This is a genomic window from Pseudomonas sp. ACM7 (genome assembly GCF_004136015.1).
GTDB lineage: Bacteria > Pseudomonadota > Gammaproteobacteria > Pseudomonadales > Pseudomonadaceae > Aquipseudomonas > Aquipseudomonas frigoris.
Genome location: NZ_CP024866.1, coordinates 1,134,451 through 1,152,943, shown reverse-complemented (window position 1 = coordinate 1,152,943; position 18,493 = coordinate 1,134,451). Strand labels below are relative to the sequence as shown.

The window sequence follows — 18,493 nt, the reverse complement described above, 5'->3', positions numbered from 1 at the left end:
GTTTCGCGTGATCAAGCGCCAGTTTGGCTATACGAAAGTGCGCTTTCGTGGCTTGTCGAAAAACATCGCTCAACAGACAACCTTGTTCGCTTTGTCGAATCTGTGGATGGTGCGAAAACGGTTGATGGGTATGGGCGAGGTGCGTCTGTAATGCAGGCTGATCGCCCTGAAGCAGCGCGACTAGAGGAAAGAACCATGAATTAAGGACAGGAAAGGCCTGTTTTTCGACCGACTCATGATTTTTTGAACCTCAAGCAGAGAGGGCATGAAAAATCGGTGGGTACTTCAGACCTTCCCTAGTGGGAGCGAGCTTGCTCGCGATGAGGCCAGAACAGGCAACAAATATCCAAGGTCCATCAGGCATAATCCGCCCAATTCAAACAACAAGGATGCCGCCCCTGTGAGCTCAGTCAACAAGTCGATTTTGTTGGTCGATGACGATCAAGAGATACGCGAGTTGCTGGACACCTACCTGACTCGCGCGGGTTTTCAGGTGCGAACCACGCCCGACGGCGCAGGCTTTCGTCAGGCGATGAACGAGGCACCGAGCGATCTGGTGATCCTCGACGTCATGCTCCCGGACGAAGACGGTTTCAGTCTCTGCCGCTGGATCCGTCAGCACCCACGTCAGGCGCAGGTGCCGATCATCATGCTCACCGCCAGTTCCGACGAGGCCGACCGCGTCATCGGTCTGGAATTGGGCGCCGACGATTACCTCGGCAAACCCTTCAGCCCGCGTGAATTGCAGGCGCGCATCAAAGCCTTGTTGCGTCGCGCGCAGTTCGGTCAGGAACGTTCCGGCAGTGAGGTGCTGGCCTTCGATGACTGGCGGCTGGACATGGTCAGCCACCGACTGTTCCACATCGACGGCGAAGAAGTGATTCTCTCCGGTGCCGATTTCGCGCTGCTGAAACTGTTCCTCGATCACCCCCAGGAAATCCTCGACCGCGACACCATCGGCAACGCCACCCGTGGTCGTGATTTGATGCCGCTGGATCGCATCGTCGACATGGCCGTCAGCCGTTTGCGCCAGCGTCTGCGCGACACCGAAAAACCACCGCGGCTGATCCGTACCGTGCGTGGCAGCGGCTACCAACTGGCCGCCAATGTGGTTGCCAGCAATGGCCACTGAGTTTTTCCGCAAGCTCGCCGCACGGATTCCCGTGCCGCGTTCTCTGCTCGGGCGGATGTTGCTGCTGACGCTGTTGGCGGTGCTGTTCGCCCAGACGTTGTCGAGCGTGATCTGGGTCTCGCAACTGCGCGCTACCCAACTTGAAGGCCTGGTCACCAGCGCCCGAAGCCTCGCTCATTCGATGACGGCCAGCGTCAGTTACTTCCGCTCTTTGCCGGTAGCGTTTCGGCCATTGGTACTCGACCAGTTGCGCAGCATGGGCGGCACCCGTTTTGTGGTGACGCTCAACGACAAACCCTTGGGCATGGAAGTGCTGCCGATCACCCCGCGCAAGGAAGCGGTGCTCAAAGCGGTGGACGAAGTGTTGCGCCAGTCCCTGGGCCAGGACACCGATATTTCGGTGACGTTCGTCAGCCCCGAAGACCTGCGGATCTTCAACAGCGGGCTGAAACTCGATGAATTGCCGCGCTCCTGGGCGCATTACGCGCTGACCCTGGAGCCGGTGAACCCACCGGTATTGGTCACGCAAATCCAGATGGCACCGGGCGAGTGGCTGTACATCGCCTCGCTGTTGCCCGAGCCCTACACCAGCCTTGAAGAACAAGGCCTGCCGGCGCAGCAAGTCTGGTTCATCGTGCTCACCAGCGGCTTCTTGCTGTTGTTCATTGGTCTTCTGGTGCACTGGCAGAGCCGGCCGCTCAAGCGTTTGGCGCGGGCAGCACGGGACATGTCCCTCGGCGCGGAAGTCGAGCCAGTGGCCGAGGGCGGCGGCAGTGAAGTGGTCGAAGTCGGCCGCGCCTTCAATGCGATGCGCGAACGTATCAGCCGTTACCTGACCGAGCGCAGCCAGTTGTTCAGCGCGATATCCCATGACCTGCGCACGCCGATTACCCGCTTGCGGCTGCGGGTTGAATTGCTCGAAGACGAAACGCTGCAAGCCAAGTTCGGGCGGGATCTGGATGAGCTGGAGCTGCTGGTCAAAGGCGCGCTGCAATGCGTGAAAGACACCGACATCCACGAAAATATCGAGCCGGTGGACCTCAACCATGTACTTGATTGTCTGGTGGAGCCGTATCTGGCACCCAACGGCAATGGTCGCGTCACCCAGCAAGGGCGTGCGCTGGCGGCGTATCCGGGGAAGCCGCTGGCGCTCAAGCGTTGCATCGGCAACCTGATCGACAATGCCTTGAAGTATGGGCAGAAAGCGCATCTGCACATTGATGACGACCAGAGTGCGTTCATCCTGCATGTAGACGATGAAGGCCCAGGCGTACCGGAACAGCGGATGGAGCAGGTGTTCGAGCCGCACTTCCGCCTGGCCGGGCAGCAACAGGGTTATGGATTGGGGTTGGGGATTGCGCGAAATATTGCGCATAGCCATGGGGGGGAGGTCAGCCTGCAGAATTTGCGTGAGGGTGGGTTGCGGGTGACGTTGCAATTGCCGCGCAGTGTTGATTAGCGGCACCGCGTTATCGTTCTTCGCGAGCAAGCCCGCTCCCACACTGGATTTGCGTCGTACACAAATCCAATGTGGGAGCGGGCTTGCTCGCGAAGGCGTCAGACTTTTCAACACATTCCTCAGGCTGAATGTCACAAGTCGGTGACATAACTCGCCCCCTTCGTTACAAGCCCGCCACCGCCCGTTGTTTAGACTGCCCCCAGTCATAACAACAAAAAAGGCACCCCATGGACACCTTCCAACCCGCTTTCAGCAGTTGGCTGAACGCACCCGCCCATCAGCAATGGCTCGCCGCCGAAGGCCTGCGCCTGCTGGCGTTTGCCAAAGCTTCGAAGCTTGCCGAAGGCTTCGGCAATCTCGATGAAAAGGGCTGCCTCCCGGCCAACGCCCACGCCGAAACCATGAACACCGCGCGCATGACCCACAGCTTCGCCATGGCCCACATTCAGGGCTTGCCGGGTTTTGCGGGGCTGGTGGATCACGGCGTCAAAGCCCTCAGCGGCCCATTGCGTGACGCCGAACACGGTGGCTGGTTCGCTGCCCCCGAACATCGCGACGGCAACACCGGCAAGGCGGCTTACCTGCACGCCTTCGTCGCGCTGGCCGCCAGTTCTGCGGTTGTCGCTCAGCGTCCCGGCGCGCAGGCCTTGCTCGACGATGCCATCGACATCATCGACGCGCATTTCTGGAGCGAGGAGGAGGGCGCGATGCGCGAATCCTTCAACCGCGACTGGAGTGAAGAGGAAAGCTATCGCGGCGCCAACAGCAACATGCACGCCACCGAAGCCTTTCTCGCGTTGGCTGATGTCACCGACGACAACCGTTGGCTGTGCCGCGCCCAGCGCATTGTCGAGCGCGTCATCCACGGTCACGCCGCTGCCAACGATTATCTGGTGGTCGAGCATTTCGACCGCGACTGGCAACCCTTGCGCGAATACAACCACGACAACCCGGCCGATGGTTTTCGCCCCTACGGCACCACGCCGGGCCACGGTTTCGAATGGTCCCGGTTGATGCTGCATCTTGAAGCGGCGCGGGTTAAGGCCGGGATGCTGACGCCGGGCTGGCTCGCCACCGACGCGCAAAAACTCTTCGACCACAACTGCCGTCACGGGTGGGATGTCGACGGGGCGCCGGGGATTGTTTACACCCTCGACTGGGACAATCGCGCCGTGGTTCGCCATCGCCTGCACTGGACCCATTGCGAAGCCAGCGCCGCCGCCAGTGCGCTGCTTAAACGCACAGGCGATGCGCAGTACGAAAGCTGGTACCGACTATTTTGGGAATTCTGCGACAGCCATTTCATCGACCGCGAAAGCGGCAGCTGGCACCACGAACTCGATCCGCAGAATCGCCCGAGCGCTGATATCTGGGCCGGTAAACCCGACCTTTATCACGCCTGGCAAGCCGTACAGATCCCGCGATTGCCTCTGGCGCCGAGTATGGCGACTGCCTTGGCACAGCTATCCCAGAGCGCTCCTGTGTAACCATGTGGTGACATTCGAGCGTCCCTTCGTTACCTGCGAAGGGGTCACTCCTGTTTAAAATCCTATGCAGCGCAAGCACCAGACTTGCATGCATAACAACAAGAAAGGTACTACTAGATGAATGCGATTTCTCGCCTCGCTACTGTCATTTCTCTCGCCTCACTGCTTCCGGTGTCTGCATTCCCGCTGAGTGCGCTTGCCGCCGATTCCAAAGGTTCGGTGGAAGTCGTTCACTGGTGGACCTCTGGTGGTGAAAAGGCCGCGGTCGATGTTCTGAAGGCCCAAGTCGAAAAAGACGGCTTTACCTGGAAGGACGGCGCAGTCGCCGGTGGCGGCGGTGCTACGGCCATGACCGTACTCAAAAGCCGCGCCGTTGCCGGTAACCCGCCGGGCGTAGCGCAGATCAAAGGCCCGGACATCCAGGAATGGGCGTCTACCGGTCTGCTCGACACCGACGTCTTGAAAGACGCTGCCAAAACAGAGAAGTGGGACAGCCTGCTCGACAAGAAAGTCTCCGATACCGTGAAGTACGAGGGTGACTACGTGGCCGTGCCGGTGAACATTCACCGTGTCAACTGGCTGTGGATCAACCCGGAAGTCTTCAAGAAAGCCGGCATCGAAAAAGCGCCAACCACCCTTCAGGAATTCTACGCGGCCGGTGACAAGCTCAAGGCTGCGGGCTTCATTGCGCTTGCCCACGGCGGCCAGCCTTGGCAGGACAGCACCGTGTTCGAAGCGGTGGTCCTTTCGGTCATGGGCGTCGACGGCTACAAGAAAGCCCTGGTCGACCTGGACAACGCTGCACTGACCGGCCCTGAAATGGTCAAGGCGTTGACCGAGCTGAAGAAAGTCGCGACCTACATGGACGCCGACGGCAAAGGCCAGGACTGGAACCTGGAAGCAGCCAAGGTCATCAACGGCAAGGCCGGCATGCAGATCATGGGTGACTGGGCCAAGAGCGAGTGGACAGCGGCCAAGAAAGTCGCCGGCAAGGACTACGAGTGCGTAGCCTTCCCGGGCACCGACAAGGCCTTCACCTACAACATCGACTCCCTGGCCGTGTTCAAGCAGAAAGACAAGGGCACTGCTGCCGCTCAGCAGGACATTGCCAAGGTCGTGCTCGGTGAGAACTTCCAGAAAGTCTTCAGCATCAACAAGGGCTCGATTCCGGTTCGAATCGACATGCTGAACGACATGGGCAAGTACGGTTTCGACTCTTGCGCCCAGACCGCTGCCAAGGACTTCCTGGCGGACGCCAAGTCCGGCGGCCTGCAGCCGAGCATGGCGCACAACATGGCGACCACGCTGGCGGTACAAGGTGCGTTCTTTGATGTCGTGACCAACTTCATCAACGATCCGAAAGCCGATCCTGCCGTTGCCGCCAAGCAGCTCGGCACGGCCGTCAAAGCTGCCAAGTAACCGTTAGCGCGCATCCCCTCCTGTGGGAGCGGGCTTGCTCGCGAAGGCGTCGTGTCAGTTCATGCAGTGTTGTCTGACACTCCGCTTTCGCGAGCAAGCCCGCTCCCACAAGGGAAATGCGCTTGTATTCCTTTCTCTTCGTACGGGATCTTCCCATGAGTTCTGTTGCTGTGTTCAGCAAGGCCTCGCCGTTCGATGCACTGCAGCGCTGGCTCCCCAAACTGGTGCTGGCGCCCAGCATGTTCATCGTCCTGGTGGGTTTCTATGGCTATATCCTTTGGACGTTTGTCCTGTCGTTCACCACGTCGACCTTCCTGCCGACTTACAAATGGGCGGGCCTGGCGCAATACGAGCGGCTGTTCGACAACGACCGTTGGTGGGTAGCGAGCAAGAACCTGGCGGTTTTCGGTGGCATGTTCATCGGCATCACCCTGGTGATCGGTGTGCTGCTGGCGGTGTTTCTAGACCAGCGCATTCGTCGCGAAGGTTTCATTCGCACCATTTACCTGTACCCGATGGCGCTCTCGATGATCGTCACCGGCACCGCCTGGAAGTGGTTGCTCAACCCGGGCATGGGCCTGGACAAATTGCTGCGTGACTGGGGCTGGGAAGGCTTTCGCCTGGACTGGCTGATTGACCCGGACCGCGTGGTGTATTGCCTGGTGATCGCTGCGGTATGGCAAGCCTCGGGCTTTATCATGGCGATGTTCCTCGCCGGCCTGCGTGGCGTTGATCAATCGATCATCCGTGCCGCCCAGATCGATGGCGCGAGCATGCCGCGGATTTACCTGAAAGTGGTGTTGCCCAGCCTGCGTCCGGTGTTCTTCAGTGCGGTGATGATCCTGGCCCACATCGCGATCAAGAGTTTCGACCTGGTGGCGGCAATGACCGCCGGTGGCCCGGGTTACTCCTCCGACTTGCCTGCGATGTTCATGTATTCCTTCACCTTCAGTCGCGGCCAGATGGGCATGGGCTCGGCCAGTGCGATTCTGATGCTCGGTGCGATTCTCGCAATCATCGTGCCTTACCTGTACTCCGAGCTGAGGACCAAGCGTCATGACTAGTTTCGCTGCCAAACCATCCATCAGCCTGAGTCGCATCGCCATCTACGGCGTGCTGATCCTGGCCGTATTCCTTTACCTGATACCGCTGGTGGTCATGCTGTTGACCAGTTTCAAGACGCCGGAAGACATCAACTCCGGCAACCTGCTGAGCTGGCCGACCGTTGTCAGCGGCATTGGCTGGGTCAAGGCCTGGGGCACTGTCGACGGGTATTTCTGGAACTCGATCAAGATCACCGTCCCGGCGGTGATGATCTCCACTGCCATCGGTGCGCTGAACGGCTACGTGCTGTCGATGTGGCGCTTCCGAGGCTCGCAACTGTTCTTCGGTTTGCTGCTGTTCGGTTGCTTCCTGCCGTTCCAGACCGTCCTGCTGCCGGCCTCGTTCACCCTCGGCAAGATGGGCCTGGCGAGCACCACCACGGGCCTGGTGTTCGTGCACGTGGTCTACGGCCTGGCGTTCACCACGCTGTTCTTCCGTAACTACTATGTCAGCGTTCCCGATGCGCTGGTGAAGGCGGCGCGGCTGGATGGCGCGGGTTTCTTCACCATCTTCCGCTTGATCATCCTGCCGATGTCCACCCCGATCATCATGGTCTGCCTGATCTGGCAGTTCACCCAGATCTGGAACGACTTCCTGTTCGGCGTGGTGTTCTCCAGCGGTGACTCGCAACCCATTACGGTGGCGTTGAACAACTTGGTCAACACCAGTACCGGGGCCAAGGAATACAACGTTGATATGGCGGCGGCGATGATCGCCGGGCTGCCGACCCTGCTGGTCTATGTGGTCGCAGGCAAGTATTTCGTGCGCGGGCTGACGGCCGGCGCAGTCAAGGGGTAATCATGGCTACGCTCGAACTTCGCAATGTAAACAAGACCTATGGCCCCGGCCTGCCGGACACCCTCAAGAACATCGAACTGTCGATCAAGGACGGTGAGTTCCTGATCCTGGTCGGACCTTCGGGTTGCGGCAAATCGACCCTGATGAATTGCATCGCCGGTCTGGAGACCATCACCGGCGGCGCGATCATGATCGGTGACCAGGACGTCAGCGGCATGAGCCCGAAAGACCGGGACATCGCCATGGTGTTCCAGTCCTACGCGCTGTACCCGACCATGAGCGTGCGCGAGAACATCGCCTTTGGCTTGAAGATCCGCAAAATGCCCGCCGCCGACATCGAAGCGGAAGTGGCGCGGGTAGCCAAGCTGCTGCAGATCGAACATTTGCTCAACCGCAAACCCGGCCAGCTCTCCGGTGGTCAGCAACAGCGCGTGGCGATGGGCCGTGCCTTGGCGCGGCGGCCGAAGATTTACCTGTTCGACGAACCGCTGTCCAACCTCGACGCCAAGCTGCGCGTCGAGATGCGCACTGAAATGAAACTGATGCACCAGCGCCTGAAAACCACCACGGTCTACGTGACCCACGACCAGATCGAAGCGATGACCCTGGGCGACAAAGTGGCGGTGATGAAGGACGGGATCATTCAGCAATTCGGCACGCCGAAAGACATCTACAACAACCCGGCCAACCTGTTCGTGGCGAGCTTCATCGGGTCGCCGCCGATGAACTTCATCCCCCTGCGTTTGCAGCGCAAGGAGGGTCGTCTGGTGGCGTTGCTTGATAGCGGTCAGGCGCGCTGCGAATTGCCGTTGGGCATGCAGGACGCCGGTCTTGAAGACCGCGAAGTGATCCTCGGCATGCGTCCTGAACAGATCGTTTTGGCGGGCAGCGAGCCGAATGGTTTGCCGATCATTCGCGCCGAAGTCCAGGTCACCGAGCCGACCGGTCCCGACACCCTGGTGTTCGTCAATCTCAACGAAACAAAAGTCTGCTGCCGTCTGGCGCCGGACGTTGCACCGGCCGTGGGCGAGACCCTGACCCTGCAATTCGATCCATCGAAAGTGCTGTTGTTCGATGCCAAGACCGGTGAGCGCCTGGGGGTGGCTGGTCAGCCAAAAGCCGAGAGCCACAGCGCCAACGTCGCCCAATTCAAAGGCAGATAAAGATCAAATGTGGGAGCGGGCTTGCTCGCGAAGGCGGTGTATCAGTCGACATCCCTGTTGAATGTCAGACCGCATTCGCGAGCAAGCCCGCTCCCACAGGGGGATTCGCGACGGATGGAGACCTCCGCCGCCACCGATGTGAACCGCGTTAAATAAAAACAGTTAATAACAATAAAACGAGGATGTAGGGATGAAGAAGAACAACAACGCTCAGCTTATCTGCCAGTTGTCAGCCATTGCGGCAATGATGTTGGCCGGTAGCGTGCACGCGGCTGACGCGTTCAGCGCCGATTCCGAATGGATGACCGGTGATTGGGGTGGCGAGCGGACCAAGCTGATCGAGCAGGGTATCGACATCAAGATGGACTACGTCGGTGAAGTGGGCGGCAACCTCCACGGCGGGTTTAATGATGACAAGACCGCGCGTTACGCCGACCAGTTTGGTCTGGGCGTGGCGCTGGACCTGCAAAAACTGTGGGGCTGGGATAACACCCAGGCCAAGATCCAGTTCACCAACCGTAACGGTCAGAACATCTCCAATGACCGTGTCGGCGACCCGCGTGCCGGCACCTTGAGTTCGTCCCAGGAAGTCTACGGCCGTGGCCATATGGTCCGTCTGACCCAGTTGTGGGTCAAGCACCAGTTCCTCGACGGCAAACTGGACGTCAAAGCCGGTTACTTCGGCGAAGGCGAAGACTTCAACACCTTCCCGTGCGAATTCCAGAACCTGGCGTTCTGCGGTTCCCAGGCGGGTAACTGGGCCACCAACATCTGGTACAACTGGCCGGTCATGCAGGCTGCTGTGCGTGTGAAGTACAACATCTCGCCTGAGTTCTATGCGCAGATCGGTGCTTACAACCAGAACCCGTCGCAACTGGAACACGGTAACGGCTTCAAGCTCAGCGGCAGTGGTACTGCGGGCACTGTGTTGCCGGTCGAGTTGGTCTGGCTGCCTAACCCTAACAACCTGCCGGGCGAATACCGTGTCGGTTACTACAAAAGCACGGCCAATGCCGATGACGTCCGAAAGGATGAAAACGGCAATGATGCTGCAACCAGCGGTAACGCCTATCGCAGCCACGATAGCAAACACGGCTACTGGTTCGTTGCGCAGCAACAACTCACCAGCCACAACGGTGACGCGTCCCGCGGTCTGAACGTTGCCGCCAACGCCACTTTTCACGACAAGGACACCAACTTCGTCGACAACTACCAGTCGTTGATGTTTGTGTACAAAGGCCCGTTCGACGCACGTCCAAAAGATGACGTCGGAATCGGTTTCGCCCGTATCCATGTCAACGATGACGTGAAGAAAAACGCTGAGTTGGTCAACGCCTCCAATGGTGTTACCGAGTACGAGGATCCACTGTTCTCGCCGCTGCGTACCACCGAGTACAACTACGAGATCAACTACGGCTTCCACGTTACCAACTGGCTGACCGTGCGCCCTAACCTGCAATACATCACTCACCCGGGCGGTGTTGATGAAGTCGACAACGCGCTGGTCGCCGGCCTGAAAATTCAGTCGGTGTTCTAACGCTGTTGCGATAAGCTCCTCTCTATGTGCGCATTTTTGCGGACAGCCCAGGCTGTCCGCTTTTTTTTGGGGGCTGCGCACCCCGGGTGATTTTCAGGACCGTGGCACATGCATGAGCATCCGCTACAACGCTTCTTCAAATCCTTGCGCGAACGTCCGGTGTTCGCGTGGGAGCGCTATCAGAAGCGCGACGTGCTGGTGATCGACCATCCACTGTGTCAGGCGGTGTTCAGTCGGCAGGGTGCGCAGTTGCTGCACTTCCAGCCAAAGGGCCAGAAACCCTGGCTTTGGTGCGCGGCGAAGTGGCCGCAGGTCGGCGCGATTCGTGGTGGCGTTCCGGTGTGCTGGCCGTGGTATGGCCGTCATCCGAGCGAAAATGCCTGGCCGTCCCATGGCTGGGCACGGTTGATCGACTGGAAGCTGCTGGACAGCAGCACTGATGACGATGGCGTGCGCTTGCACTGGCAACTTCAGTTGTGTGACTGGCAAGTGGACCTGCACGCGCACTTGGGCGAACGCATGGAGTTGCGCCTGAGTACCGAGCATCAGGACAGCCTGCCGTGCCAATTGAGTCAGGCGTTGCATGCGTATTGGCGTATTGGCGATGTCGGTGAGGTAGCGCTGTCTGGCCTCGACGGGGCACAGGGTTACGACCAGTTGAACCGTCAGATTTGTCATCAGGAAGGCGAGTTGCGGGTAGAGGGTGGCTGTCAGCGGGTGTTCCAGCATGACGGCGAATTACAGCTCAAGGACCACGCCTGGCAGCGCGAGTTGTGCATCGATACCGGCGACCATGCGGACACGGTGGTTTGGCATCCGGGCTCGCGGCCGTTGCTGGGGGTGAGCTGGAATGAGATTTCGGAGTTTGTGTGTGTTGAAGCCGCGAGCGGCGGGACCGATAGCCTGAGCCTGGCGCCGGGGGAGAGGGCGCATTTGAGTTTGCAGGCGCGGGTCGGGGCGTAAGATCAAAAGATCGCAGCCTCGTTTCACTCGACAGATCCTACAAGGGATCGTGTAAACCTGTAGGCGCTGTCGAGCGAAGCGAGGCTGCGATCTTTTTAATTAAACTCATCCCCAATCGGATACCGACTGGCATTCAGACTTTCCTTGATCTTGCGCAAATGCGGCTGGAAATCCACACCGCGGCGCAAAGTCATGCCGGTCGCCAGCACATCCAGCACGGTCAACTGAATGATCCGCGACGTCATCGGCATATAGATGTCGGTGTCTTCCGGCAGCGGAATGTTCAGGCTCAACGTGCTGGCCTTGGCCAGTGGCGAGCCCTCGGCCGTCAGGCCCAGTACCGAAGCACCGTTTTCCCGGGCAATACGCGCCACTTCCACCAGTTCGCGGGTACGGCCGGTGTAGGAAATGATCACGAACAACTCGCCGGTGTGCGCCACCGACGCAATCATGCGCTGCATCAGCACGTCCGCGTGGGCGGTGACCGCCAGGTTGAAGCGGAAGAACTTGTGCTGCGCATCCAGCGCCACCGGGGCCGAGGCGCCGAGGCCGAAGAAGTGGATCTGCCGGGCCTGGATCAACAGGTCGACAGCGCGGCTGATCAGGTTCGGGTCAAGCGCCTGCAAGGCACTGTCCAGCGAGGCGATGGCGCTGCCGAAAATCTTCGTGGTGTACGCCTCCGGATTGTCGTCGGCCTCGACCGCACGGCTGACATATGCCGCGCCACTGGCCAGGCTCTGGGCCAATTGAAGCTTGAGTTCCGGGTAGCCGCTGACGCCGAACGAACGGCAGAAACGGTTGACCGTCGGCTCGCTGACCTTTGAGGCCTGGGCGAGCGCGGCGATGCTGAACCGGGTGGCCTGCTGCGGGTTGAGCAGGATCACTTCGGCGACTTTGCGTTCTGCCTTGTTCAGGTCTTCAAGGCGATTCTGGATCTGTTCCAGTAAATTTCGCACGCGGTCCATATATGTTCCTTAGCTCCGCAAACATGAGAGCAATGCAAATAAGGGCCCCGGCTATGCAAATTGGGACTTTGATCGGGCCCGTAACGGTGGCCTATCCTACTGATGGCTCCGACCGTCCACCACTCGGAATCTGTATTTTGCGAAAATGTTGTGGTTATTACTACATTTTCCCTTGAGTGATGCCTTGAAAAAAGGTATTTGTAGCTTAACTTGATAAAAGAACAAACATCATGCCTTCGATTACGGTTGAACCGTGCACCTTTGCCTTGTTCGGCGCCCTCGGCGATCTGGCCCTGCGCAAGCTGTTTCCTGCCCTTTATCAGCTCGATGGCGCAGGCCTGTTGCACGAGGACACGCGAATTATCGCGCTGGCCCGTGAGCCTGGCAGCGAGCAGCAACATTTGGCGTTCATCGCCTCCGAGCTGCGCCGCTACGTCGGCGCCAAAGAGCTGGACGAAGCTGTGGTGGAACGCTTCCTGGCCCGCCTGAGTTATCTGCACGTCGACTTCCTCAAGGCTGACGATTACGTCGCCCTGGCCGAAATGGCTGGCAGCGCCCAGCGGGTGATTGCCTACTTCGCGACACCGGCCGCCGTTTACGGCGCGATCTGCGAGAACCTGTCGAAGGTCGGCCTGACCGAAAACACCCGCGTGGTGCTGGAAAAACCCATCGGTTCGGACCTGGAATCCTCGCGCAAGGTTAACGACGCCGTGGCGCAGTTCTTCCCGGAGAACCGCACCTACCGCATCGACCACTACCTGGGCAAAGAAACCGTCCAGAACCTGATCGCCCTGCGTTTCGCCAACAGCCTGTTCGAAACCCAGTGGAACCAGAACTATATCTCCCACGTGGAAATCACCGTGGCCGAGAAGGTCGGGATCGAAGGTCGCTGGGGTTACTTCGACAAGGCCGGCCAGCTGCGGGACATGATCCAGAATCACCTGCTGCAACTGCTCTGCCTGATCGCCATGGACCCGCCGGCCGACCTGTCCGCCGACAGCATCCGTGACGAGAAAGTCAAAGTGCTCAAGGCGCTGGCGCCGATCAGCCCGGAAGGGCTGACCACTCAGGTCGTGCGCGGCCAGTACATCGCCGGCTACAGCGAAGGAAAACCGGTCCCCGGTTACCTGGAAGAGCCTAACTCCAACACCCAGAGCGACACCGAAACCTTCGTTGCGCTGCGTGCCGATATCCGCAACTGGCGTTGGGCCGGCGTGCCGTTTTACCTGCGTACCGGCAAGCGCATGCCGCAGAAGCTGTCGCAGATCGTCATCCACTTCAAGGAACCGTCCCACTACATCTTTGCTCCCGAGCAGCGCCTGCAAATCAGCAACAAGCTGATTATCCGCCTGCAACCGGACGAAGGCATTTCCTTGCGCGTGATGACCAAAGAACAAGGCCTGGACAAGGGCATGCAGCTGCGCAGCGGTCCGTTGCAGCTGAATTTTTCCGACACTTATCGCAGCGCACGGATTCCCGATGCCTACGAGCGGTTGTTGCTGGAAGTGATGCGCGGCAATCAGAACCTGTTTGTCCGTAAAGATGAAATCGAAGCCGCGTGGAAGTGGTGTGACCAGCTGATCGCCGGGTGGAAAAAATCCGGTGATGCGCCCAAGCCGTACGCGGCCGGGTCCTGGGGGCCGATGAGCTCCATTGCATTGATCACGCGGGATGGGAGGTCGTGGTATGGCGATATCTGAATTGAAACTGCCTCAGGGCGTCAGCGCCCATGAGTTCAAGAGCCCGGTGCTGCTGGCCGAAGGCCTGGCGCTGAATGTGGCCAAGCAACTGAGTGACGCGATCGACGCGCGCGGCACCGCAACCCTGGTGGTTTCCGGTGGGCGCAGCCCGGTGGCGTTTTTCCAGCACCTGGCCAAGCAGACGCTGGACTGGTCCAAGGTTGTCGTCACCCTGGCCGACGAGCGCTGGGTGCCGGTAGAGCATGTCGACAGCAATGCCGGTCTGCTCAAGCGTTACCTGTTGCAAGGCCCGGTGGCCAAGGCTCAGTTTCTGAGTCTGTACAGCGCCACGGCCAACCTTGAACTGGCGGCCGAACAGGCGGATCGCTTGCTCGCGGAGTTGCCGCCGATCGACGTGCTGATACTTGGCATGGGCGACGACGGTCACACCGCCTCGCTGTTCCCCAACAGCCCGAACCTGGCCGATGCCTTGAAAGTCGACGGCAGCCGTCGCTGCTGGCCGATGCTGGCGCCGACCGTGCCGCATCAGCGCCTGACCATGAGTCGCGCGCTGCTGGCCTCGGCCAAGACCACCGTTCTATCGATTTCCGGTCAGTCCAAGCTGACCACCTTGAGTGCCGCATTGGCCGGTGACGATGTCGCCGCCATGCCGATTCGCGCGTTTCTGCAACCTACGTTAGAGATTTACTGGTGCCCATGAGCCAAGGAACAGCCGCTATGACAACCCCATCCCCGACCGTTTCCATGGCGGACAAAGTTGCCCTGATCGACAGCCTCTGCGCCAAGGCGCGGATCCTGCCGGTGATTACCATCGCTCGCGAGCAGGACATCCTGCCGCTGGCCGACGCCCTCGCGGCCGGTGGCCTGACAGCCCTGGAAGTGACCCTTCGTTCACAGTTCGGCCTCAAGGCTATCCAGATTCTGCGCGAGCAGCGTCCGGAACTGGTGACCGGTGCTGGCACTGTGCTGGATCGCAACATGCTGGCGGCTGCCGAAGCGGCCGGTTCGCAGTTCATTGTCACGCCGGGCATCACCCGTGATTTGCTGGAAGCCAGCGTCAACAGCCCGATTCCGCTGTTGCCAGGCATCAGCAACGCCTCCGGCATCATGGAAGGCTACGGCCTGGGTTATCGCCGCTTCAAGCTGTTCCCGGCGGAAGTCAGCGGCGGCGTCGCGGCTATCAAAGCCCTCGGCGGCCCGTTTGGCGAAGTGAAATTCTGCCCGACTGGCGGCGTCAGCCCGGCCAACATCAAGAGCTACATGGCGTTGAAAAACGTGATGTGCGTGGGCGGTAGTTGGATGCTTGATCCCGAGTGGATCAAGAACGGCGACTGGGCCCGCATTCAGGAATGCACCGCCGAGGCATTGGCGCTGCTGGACTGATCGGCTTTACCAAACACTTCGTTGTGTGTTCTACGGCTTTACGGTGCGCTTGGTCGGTGCACCGTTTTTTTTTGCCCGGTGAAACCCCTTTTGGCTGTCGACTCGCTCTTTGTAGCAGCTGCCGAGCCTGCGAGGCTGCGTTCGGCTGCGTAGCAGTCGTAAAACCAGAGATTGCGGTACGTCAGGCAGACCGCGTAAGCCGGATTCACGACTGCTACGCAGCCGAACGCAGCCTCGCAAGCTCGGCAGCTGCTACAGATCGACATCATGCGATACATAGTTACCGCATCTCGCTGCTCGACCAGCGTTAACCTGCGTTCATCTTATGGAAGAGAGAACGTCATGGACGACAACACTCCGGTTTCACCCCAGCCAGCGGTTTACCTGCTTTCACCCGAACAGATCGCGGGTCCTTATTTCCGAAATCCGAAATTGATCAGACGAAACATCAGCGAAGGCATGGATGGCATCCCCTTGGTGCTGAGGCTGACGATCGTCGATGCCATGACGGGGCAACCGGTGACGGACGCTCTGGTGGATATCTGGCATTGCAATGCACGCGGGGCGTATTCGGGTTGGAGCAAGGTCAATCCAGACAAGGAAGTCGACGTTGGCGACATAGGTTCGATCCCGCGCACCGACGACGACACTTACTTGCGTGGCGGGCAATTTACGGACAAGAACGGCATCGTGCGGTTTACCACGATCTATCCGGGGTTCTACGCCGGCCGTGCCCTGCACGTTCATGTCGTGGTACGCATTATGGAAGGCAACAACTACCTGGAAGAGCGGCATGTCGCCTGGGTCGGTCAGCTCTACTTTCCCGAGGTGGCCTCGCGCTCGGTACTCAACGCCAGGGAGTACCGCGGTCGAGCCGTTTCACCGCTGACCAACGATCAAGACTTTTTCTATGAAAACATGGGCGGCGAAGCTTCGACCTTGAACGTTCACACCCTGAGTCGAGACTCGAATAAAGACGGCTACTTCGGGCACACGACCATCGGCATCGACACCTTCGCGGTATCGACGCAGATCAAGCCCGAGGACTTCGACAAACACACCGTGTGACGTCAGCGCAGTTCGGTCAACGCCCGGGCCAGTAGATCCATGTCTGCAGCGGTGGTAGTGAGCCCCGGGGTTATGCGAATGCACGGACCACTCGCGGCACCACTGCGCGCCACGGTAAACAGGTTGTAGTCCTTGAGCAGCCGCTCGACCATCGCCTGTTGATCTGCATGCCGGGTAAAGCGCATCGAGGTGATGCCGCAATACAGTCGCGGGTCGTCCGGGGTCATGACTTCGATCCCCGGCAACTCGCGTACCGCGCTCACCCAGCGGTTGCGCAGGTAATTGAGCCGAGCGCCCTTGGCGGCGGAACCGCCCATGGCCCGATGTTCCTCGAACACCAGCGGCAAGGTCAGCAGCGCCGGGATGTTGGGCGTGCTGTACGGCGTGCGGGCGCGAATATCGGTGACCGGGAAATGCATCTCGCCCATGTCCGGATCGATGTCGGCCAGGCGCTCGGGGGCGATATAAATGAAGCCCAGAGTCAGCGGTGCACCGATCCATTTGTGCAGGTTGTAGCCAGCAAAGGCGATGCCCAGTTTATCGAGATTGAACTCGAGCTGGCCGAGCGCATGGGCACCATCAAGGATCACGTCGATGCCATGTTCCCTGGCGGCTGCGGCAATGGCCTGCACCGGCATCACCAACCCGGAACGGTGAGTGACGTGAGTCAGGGCCATCAGTTTGAGTCGCGGATAACGCACGAAAGCTTCGCGGTAAGTGGCCAGCAAACTGTCGAAACTGGCGGGGTGCGAGTGTTCGATCTCGATCACTTCGACACCGCGATGACGTGCCAGCCAGCGCATGGCTCCTTTGACCGTGTCGTACTCCAGATCACACATCAGCACCTGATCGCCCGGCGTCAGACGGTTGTAGTTGCGGATCAGCGATTGCAGACCGTCCGAAGCGTTGCGGGTGAGGGCGACAGTGTCGGCGGGAACGCCCACCAGATCGGCGAGCTGTTTGCGAATCTCCAGGCTTTCGCCCTGTTCGAAGCGTTGGCGCACATGCACCGAGTTGCTGCGGTTGATGAGTTCGATGTTGCGCTGATACTCCTCGACCACCGTGCGCGACATGCGCCCGAAGTACCCGTTTTCGAGGTTGACCGGGCCGGGTTCAACCGCAAATCGGTCGGCAAAGGTTCGCCAGAAAGCTTCGTCACGGGCGCGGCGGGTGTTATCGGGCATGGGCTACTCAATCAGGGGCCAGGTCTGGGTGTCGGGTCAATGGCGAGGGGCGGGTTTGCCATGTTTGGCGCGTAGCGGTTCGAGCAGCTCCGACAGGCCGTTGTGATCGATTTCCTGCATCAAGGCCAGCAAGCCGCCGAGTTCGCCATGGGGGAAACCTTCCCGAGCGAACCAGTTCAGGTATGGGCCGGGGAGGTCGGCAATGATCCGGCCCTTGTATTTGCCGAAGGGCATTTCACGGGTGACCAGCAGTTCGAGCTTTTCAGGGTTCATCAGTCAGTCGTCTTGATTCAAACAGTCTGGAAAATACAGGCATTCTGCATGCAGGCCAAATGACAGATCATGCAAATAAAGCGGATACAGTTTTCGCGTTAATCGATAAGCAATTGAAATTTAAGGAATAACTTACCAATTCAAAGCTGGCATGCGGGATGCAACACCTATTGCATCTTTCATCAACCCGCGAGGAATTGAAAATGACCGACATGAATAAAGAAGCCATCTCTGTACTCAACGACCTGATTGAAACCAGTAAAGACGGTCAGGAAGGGTTCAAGACTTGCGCTGAAGACATCAAACACCCAGAACTGAAATCCCTGTTCATGCAGCGTTCCGCCGACTGCGCCACTGCGGCTTCCGAACTGCAAGCGCAGGTGCGTTCGCTGGGCGGCGATCCGGAAACCTCCACCAGTGTCAGCGGTGACTTGCACCGTCGCTGGGTCGACGTGAAAGCGATGTTCACCGGCAAGGATGAAGAGGCCGTGCTGAACGAAGCCGAACGGGGTGAAGACCATGCACTGAAGGCTTACAAAGAAGCCATCGAAAAAATCAACAAACACAACCTGGTGGGCATTCGTGACCTGGTTGAGCGTCAGTACCACGGCGTGCAACGCAATCACGATCAGGTAAAAGCCCTGCGTAACCAGGCTCGCGCACGCTCGTAAGCGTTCGTTGTCTGTCAAAAACGCCAGCCAGTCTGGCGTTTTTTTGTGTCTGGCGTTCAACGATGAAATTAGCCTTGTAGGAGCTGCCGAAGGCTGCGATCTTTTGACGGTATAGAGGTCGCCGGACAGCAAGATCAAAAGATCAAAAGATCGCAGCCTTCGGCAGCTCCTACCGTTAAATCGTCTT

17 protein-coding genes and 1 pseudogene are annotated in these 18,493 nt (G+C 59.3%); 15 read left to right on the top strand and 3 right to left on the bottom strand.

Features of this window, described 5'->3' with window-relative positions; translation table 11 throughout:
• From CUN63_RS05620 to CUN63_RS05575, 10 genes and pseudogenes are all read left to right on the top strand, one after another.
• A pseudogene (locus tag CUN63_RS05620) lies at nt 1-151 on the top strand (IS5/IS1182 family transposase); the annotation flags it as partial.
• Between the two features lie 249 nt (nt 152-400).
• On the top strand, nt 401-1,132 hold the full coding sequence (locus CUN63_RS05615) for a response regulator (protein ID WP_008155851.1): 732 nt from the start codon (nt 401-403) through the stop codon (nt 1,130-1,132).
• Nucleotides 1,122-2,591, top strand: coding sequence for an ATP-binding protein (locus tag CUN63_RS05610; protein WP_129437802.1), 1,470 nt, complete (start codon nt 1,122-1,124; stop codon nt 2,589-2,591). Before CUN63_RS05615 ends, CUN63_RS05610 begins: the two co-directional genes overlap by 11 nt.
• A gap of 227 nt (nt 2,592-2,818) precedes the next feature.
• Nucleotides 2,819-4,078 carry an AGE family epimerase/isomerase gene (locus CUN63_RS05605; RefSeq protein ID WP_129437800.1) on the top strand — a complete coding sequence of 420 codons (1,260 nt, stop codon included), beginning with the start codon at nt 2,819-2,821 and terminating at the stop codon, nt 4,076-4,078.
• A 117-nt stretch (nt 4,079-4,195) separates the two neighbouring features.
• Nucleotides 4,196-5,497: an ABC transporter substrate-binding protein gene (locus tag CUN63_RS05600; protein ID WP_129437798.1), complete on the top strand. Its 1,302-nt coding sequence runs from the start codon at nt 4,196-4,198 to the stop codon at nt 5,495-5,497.
• 155 nt (nt 5,498-5,652) lie between these two features.
• Nucleotides 5,653-6,561 carry a carbohydrate ABC transporter permease gene (locus CUN63_RS05595; protein ID WP_046056150.1) on the top strand — a complete coding sequence of 303 codons (909 nt, stop codon included), beginning with the start codon at nt 5,653-5,655 and terminating at the stop codon, nt 6,559-6,561.
• Entirely contained in the window at nt 6,554-7,399 is an 846-nt protein-coding gene (locus CUN63_RS05590) for a carbohydrate ABC transporter permease (protein ID WP_033056821.1), read from the top strand. The genes CUN63_RS05595 and CUN63_RS05590 overlap by 8 nt, the downstream gene beginning before the upstream one ends.
• Nucleotides 7,400-7,401: 2 nt before the next feature.
• The gene (locus tag CUN63_RS05585; RefSeq protein WP_129437796.1) at nt 7,402-8,562 is read left to right on the top strand and encodes an ABC transporter ATP-binding protein; all 1,161 of its coding nucleotides are present in this window, start codon (nt 7,402-7,404) and stop codon (nt 8,560-8,562) included.
• Nucleotides 8,563-8,752: 190 nt separating this feature from the next.
• Nucleotides 8,753-10,099: a carbohydrate porin gene (locus CUN63_RS05580; RefSeq protein WP_129437794.1), complete on the top strand. Its 1,347-nt coding sequence runs from the start codon at nt 8,753-8,755 to the stop codon at nt 10,097-10,099.
• A gap of 108 nt (nt 10,100-10,207) precedes the next feature.
• Nucleotides 10,208-11,062, top strand: a complete 855-nt coding sequence (locus tag CUN63_RS05575; protein ID WP_129437792.1) for a D-hexose-6-phosphate mutarotase — start codon at nt 10,208-10,210, stop codon at nt 11,060-11,062.
• 95 nt (nt 11,063-11,157) lie between these two features.
• Here the strand turns inward: CUN63_RS05575 and CUN63_RS05570 are convergent, their stop codons facing one another.
• Nucleotides 11,158-12,018 (bottom strand): MurR/RpiR family transcriptional regulator, encoded by an 861-nt coding sequence (locus tag CUN63_RS05570; protein WP_178082693.1) that lies wholly within the window; start codon nt 12,016-12,018, stop codon nt 11,158-11,160.
• Between the two features lie 239 nt (nt 12,019-12,257).
• Here CUN63_RS05570 and zwf point away from each other — a divergent pair, with 239 nt between their 5' ends.
• From zwf to CUN63_RS05545, 4 genes are all read left to right on the top strand, one after another.
• The gene (gene zwf, locus CUN63_RS05565) at nt 12,258-13,727 is read left to right on the top strand and encodes a glucose-6-phosphate dehydrogenase (RefSeq protein ID WP_129437788.1); all 1,470 of its coding nucleotides are present in this window, start codon (nt 12,258-12,260) and stop codon (nt 13,725-13,727) included.
• Nucleotides 13,714-14,427 carry a 6-phosphogluconolactonase gene (gene pgl, locus CUN63_RS05560; RefSeq protein WP_129437786.1) on the top strand — a complete coding sequence of 238 codons (714 nt, stop codon included), beginning with the start codon at nt 13,714-13,716 and terminating at the stop codon, nt 14,425-14,427. The genes zwf and pgl overlap by 14 nt, the downstream gene beginning before the upstream one ends.
• A gap of 17 nt (nt 14,428-14,444) precedes the next feature.
• Nucleotides 14,445-15,110: a bifunctional 4-hydroxy-2-oxoglutarate aldolase/2-dehydro-3-deoxy-phosphogluconate aldolase gene (locus CUN63_RS05555; protein ID WP_008151112.1), complete on the top strand. Its 666-nt coding sequence runs from the start codon at nt 14,445-14,447 to the stop codon at nt 15,108-15,110.
• Nucleotides 15,111-15,452: 342 nt separating this feature from the next.
• Complete coding sequence (locus tag CUN63_RS05545; protein WP_129437782.1) at nt 15,453-16,178, top strand: intradiol ring-cleavage dioxygenase; 726 nt, start codon at nt 15,453-15,455, stop codon at nt 16,176-16,178.
• A gap of 2 nt (nt 16,179-16,180) precedes the next feature.
• On the opposite strand, the gene CUN63_RS05540 is transcribed toward CUN63_RS05545, so the two are convergent.
• Nucleotides 16,181-17,362, bottom strand: a complete 1,182-nt coding sequence (locus CUN63_RS05540) for an aminotransferase class V-fold PLP-dependent enzyme (protein WP_129437779.1) — start codon at nt 17,360-17,362, stop codon at nt 16,181-16,183.
• Between the two features lie 36 nt (nt 17,363-17,398).
• Nucleotides 17,399-17,635, bottom strand: a complete 237-nt coding sequence (locus tag CUN63_RS05535; RefSeq protein ID WP_096509378.1) for a DUF3820 family protein — start codon at nt 17,633-17,635, stop codon at nt 17,399-17,401.
• Nucleotides 17,636-17,838: 203 nt separating this feature from the next.
• On the opposite strand from CUN63_RS05535, the gene CUN63_RS05530 reads away from it, so the two are divergent.
• A complete protein-coding gene (locus CUN63_RS05530) occupies nt 17,839-18,306 on the top strand; it encodes a PA2169 family four-helix-bundle protein (protein WP_129437777.1) in 468 nt (155 codons plus the stop codon).
• Nucleotides 18,307-18,493: the final 187 nt, after the last annotated feature.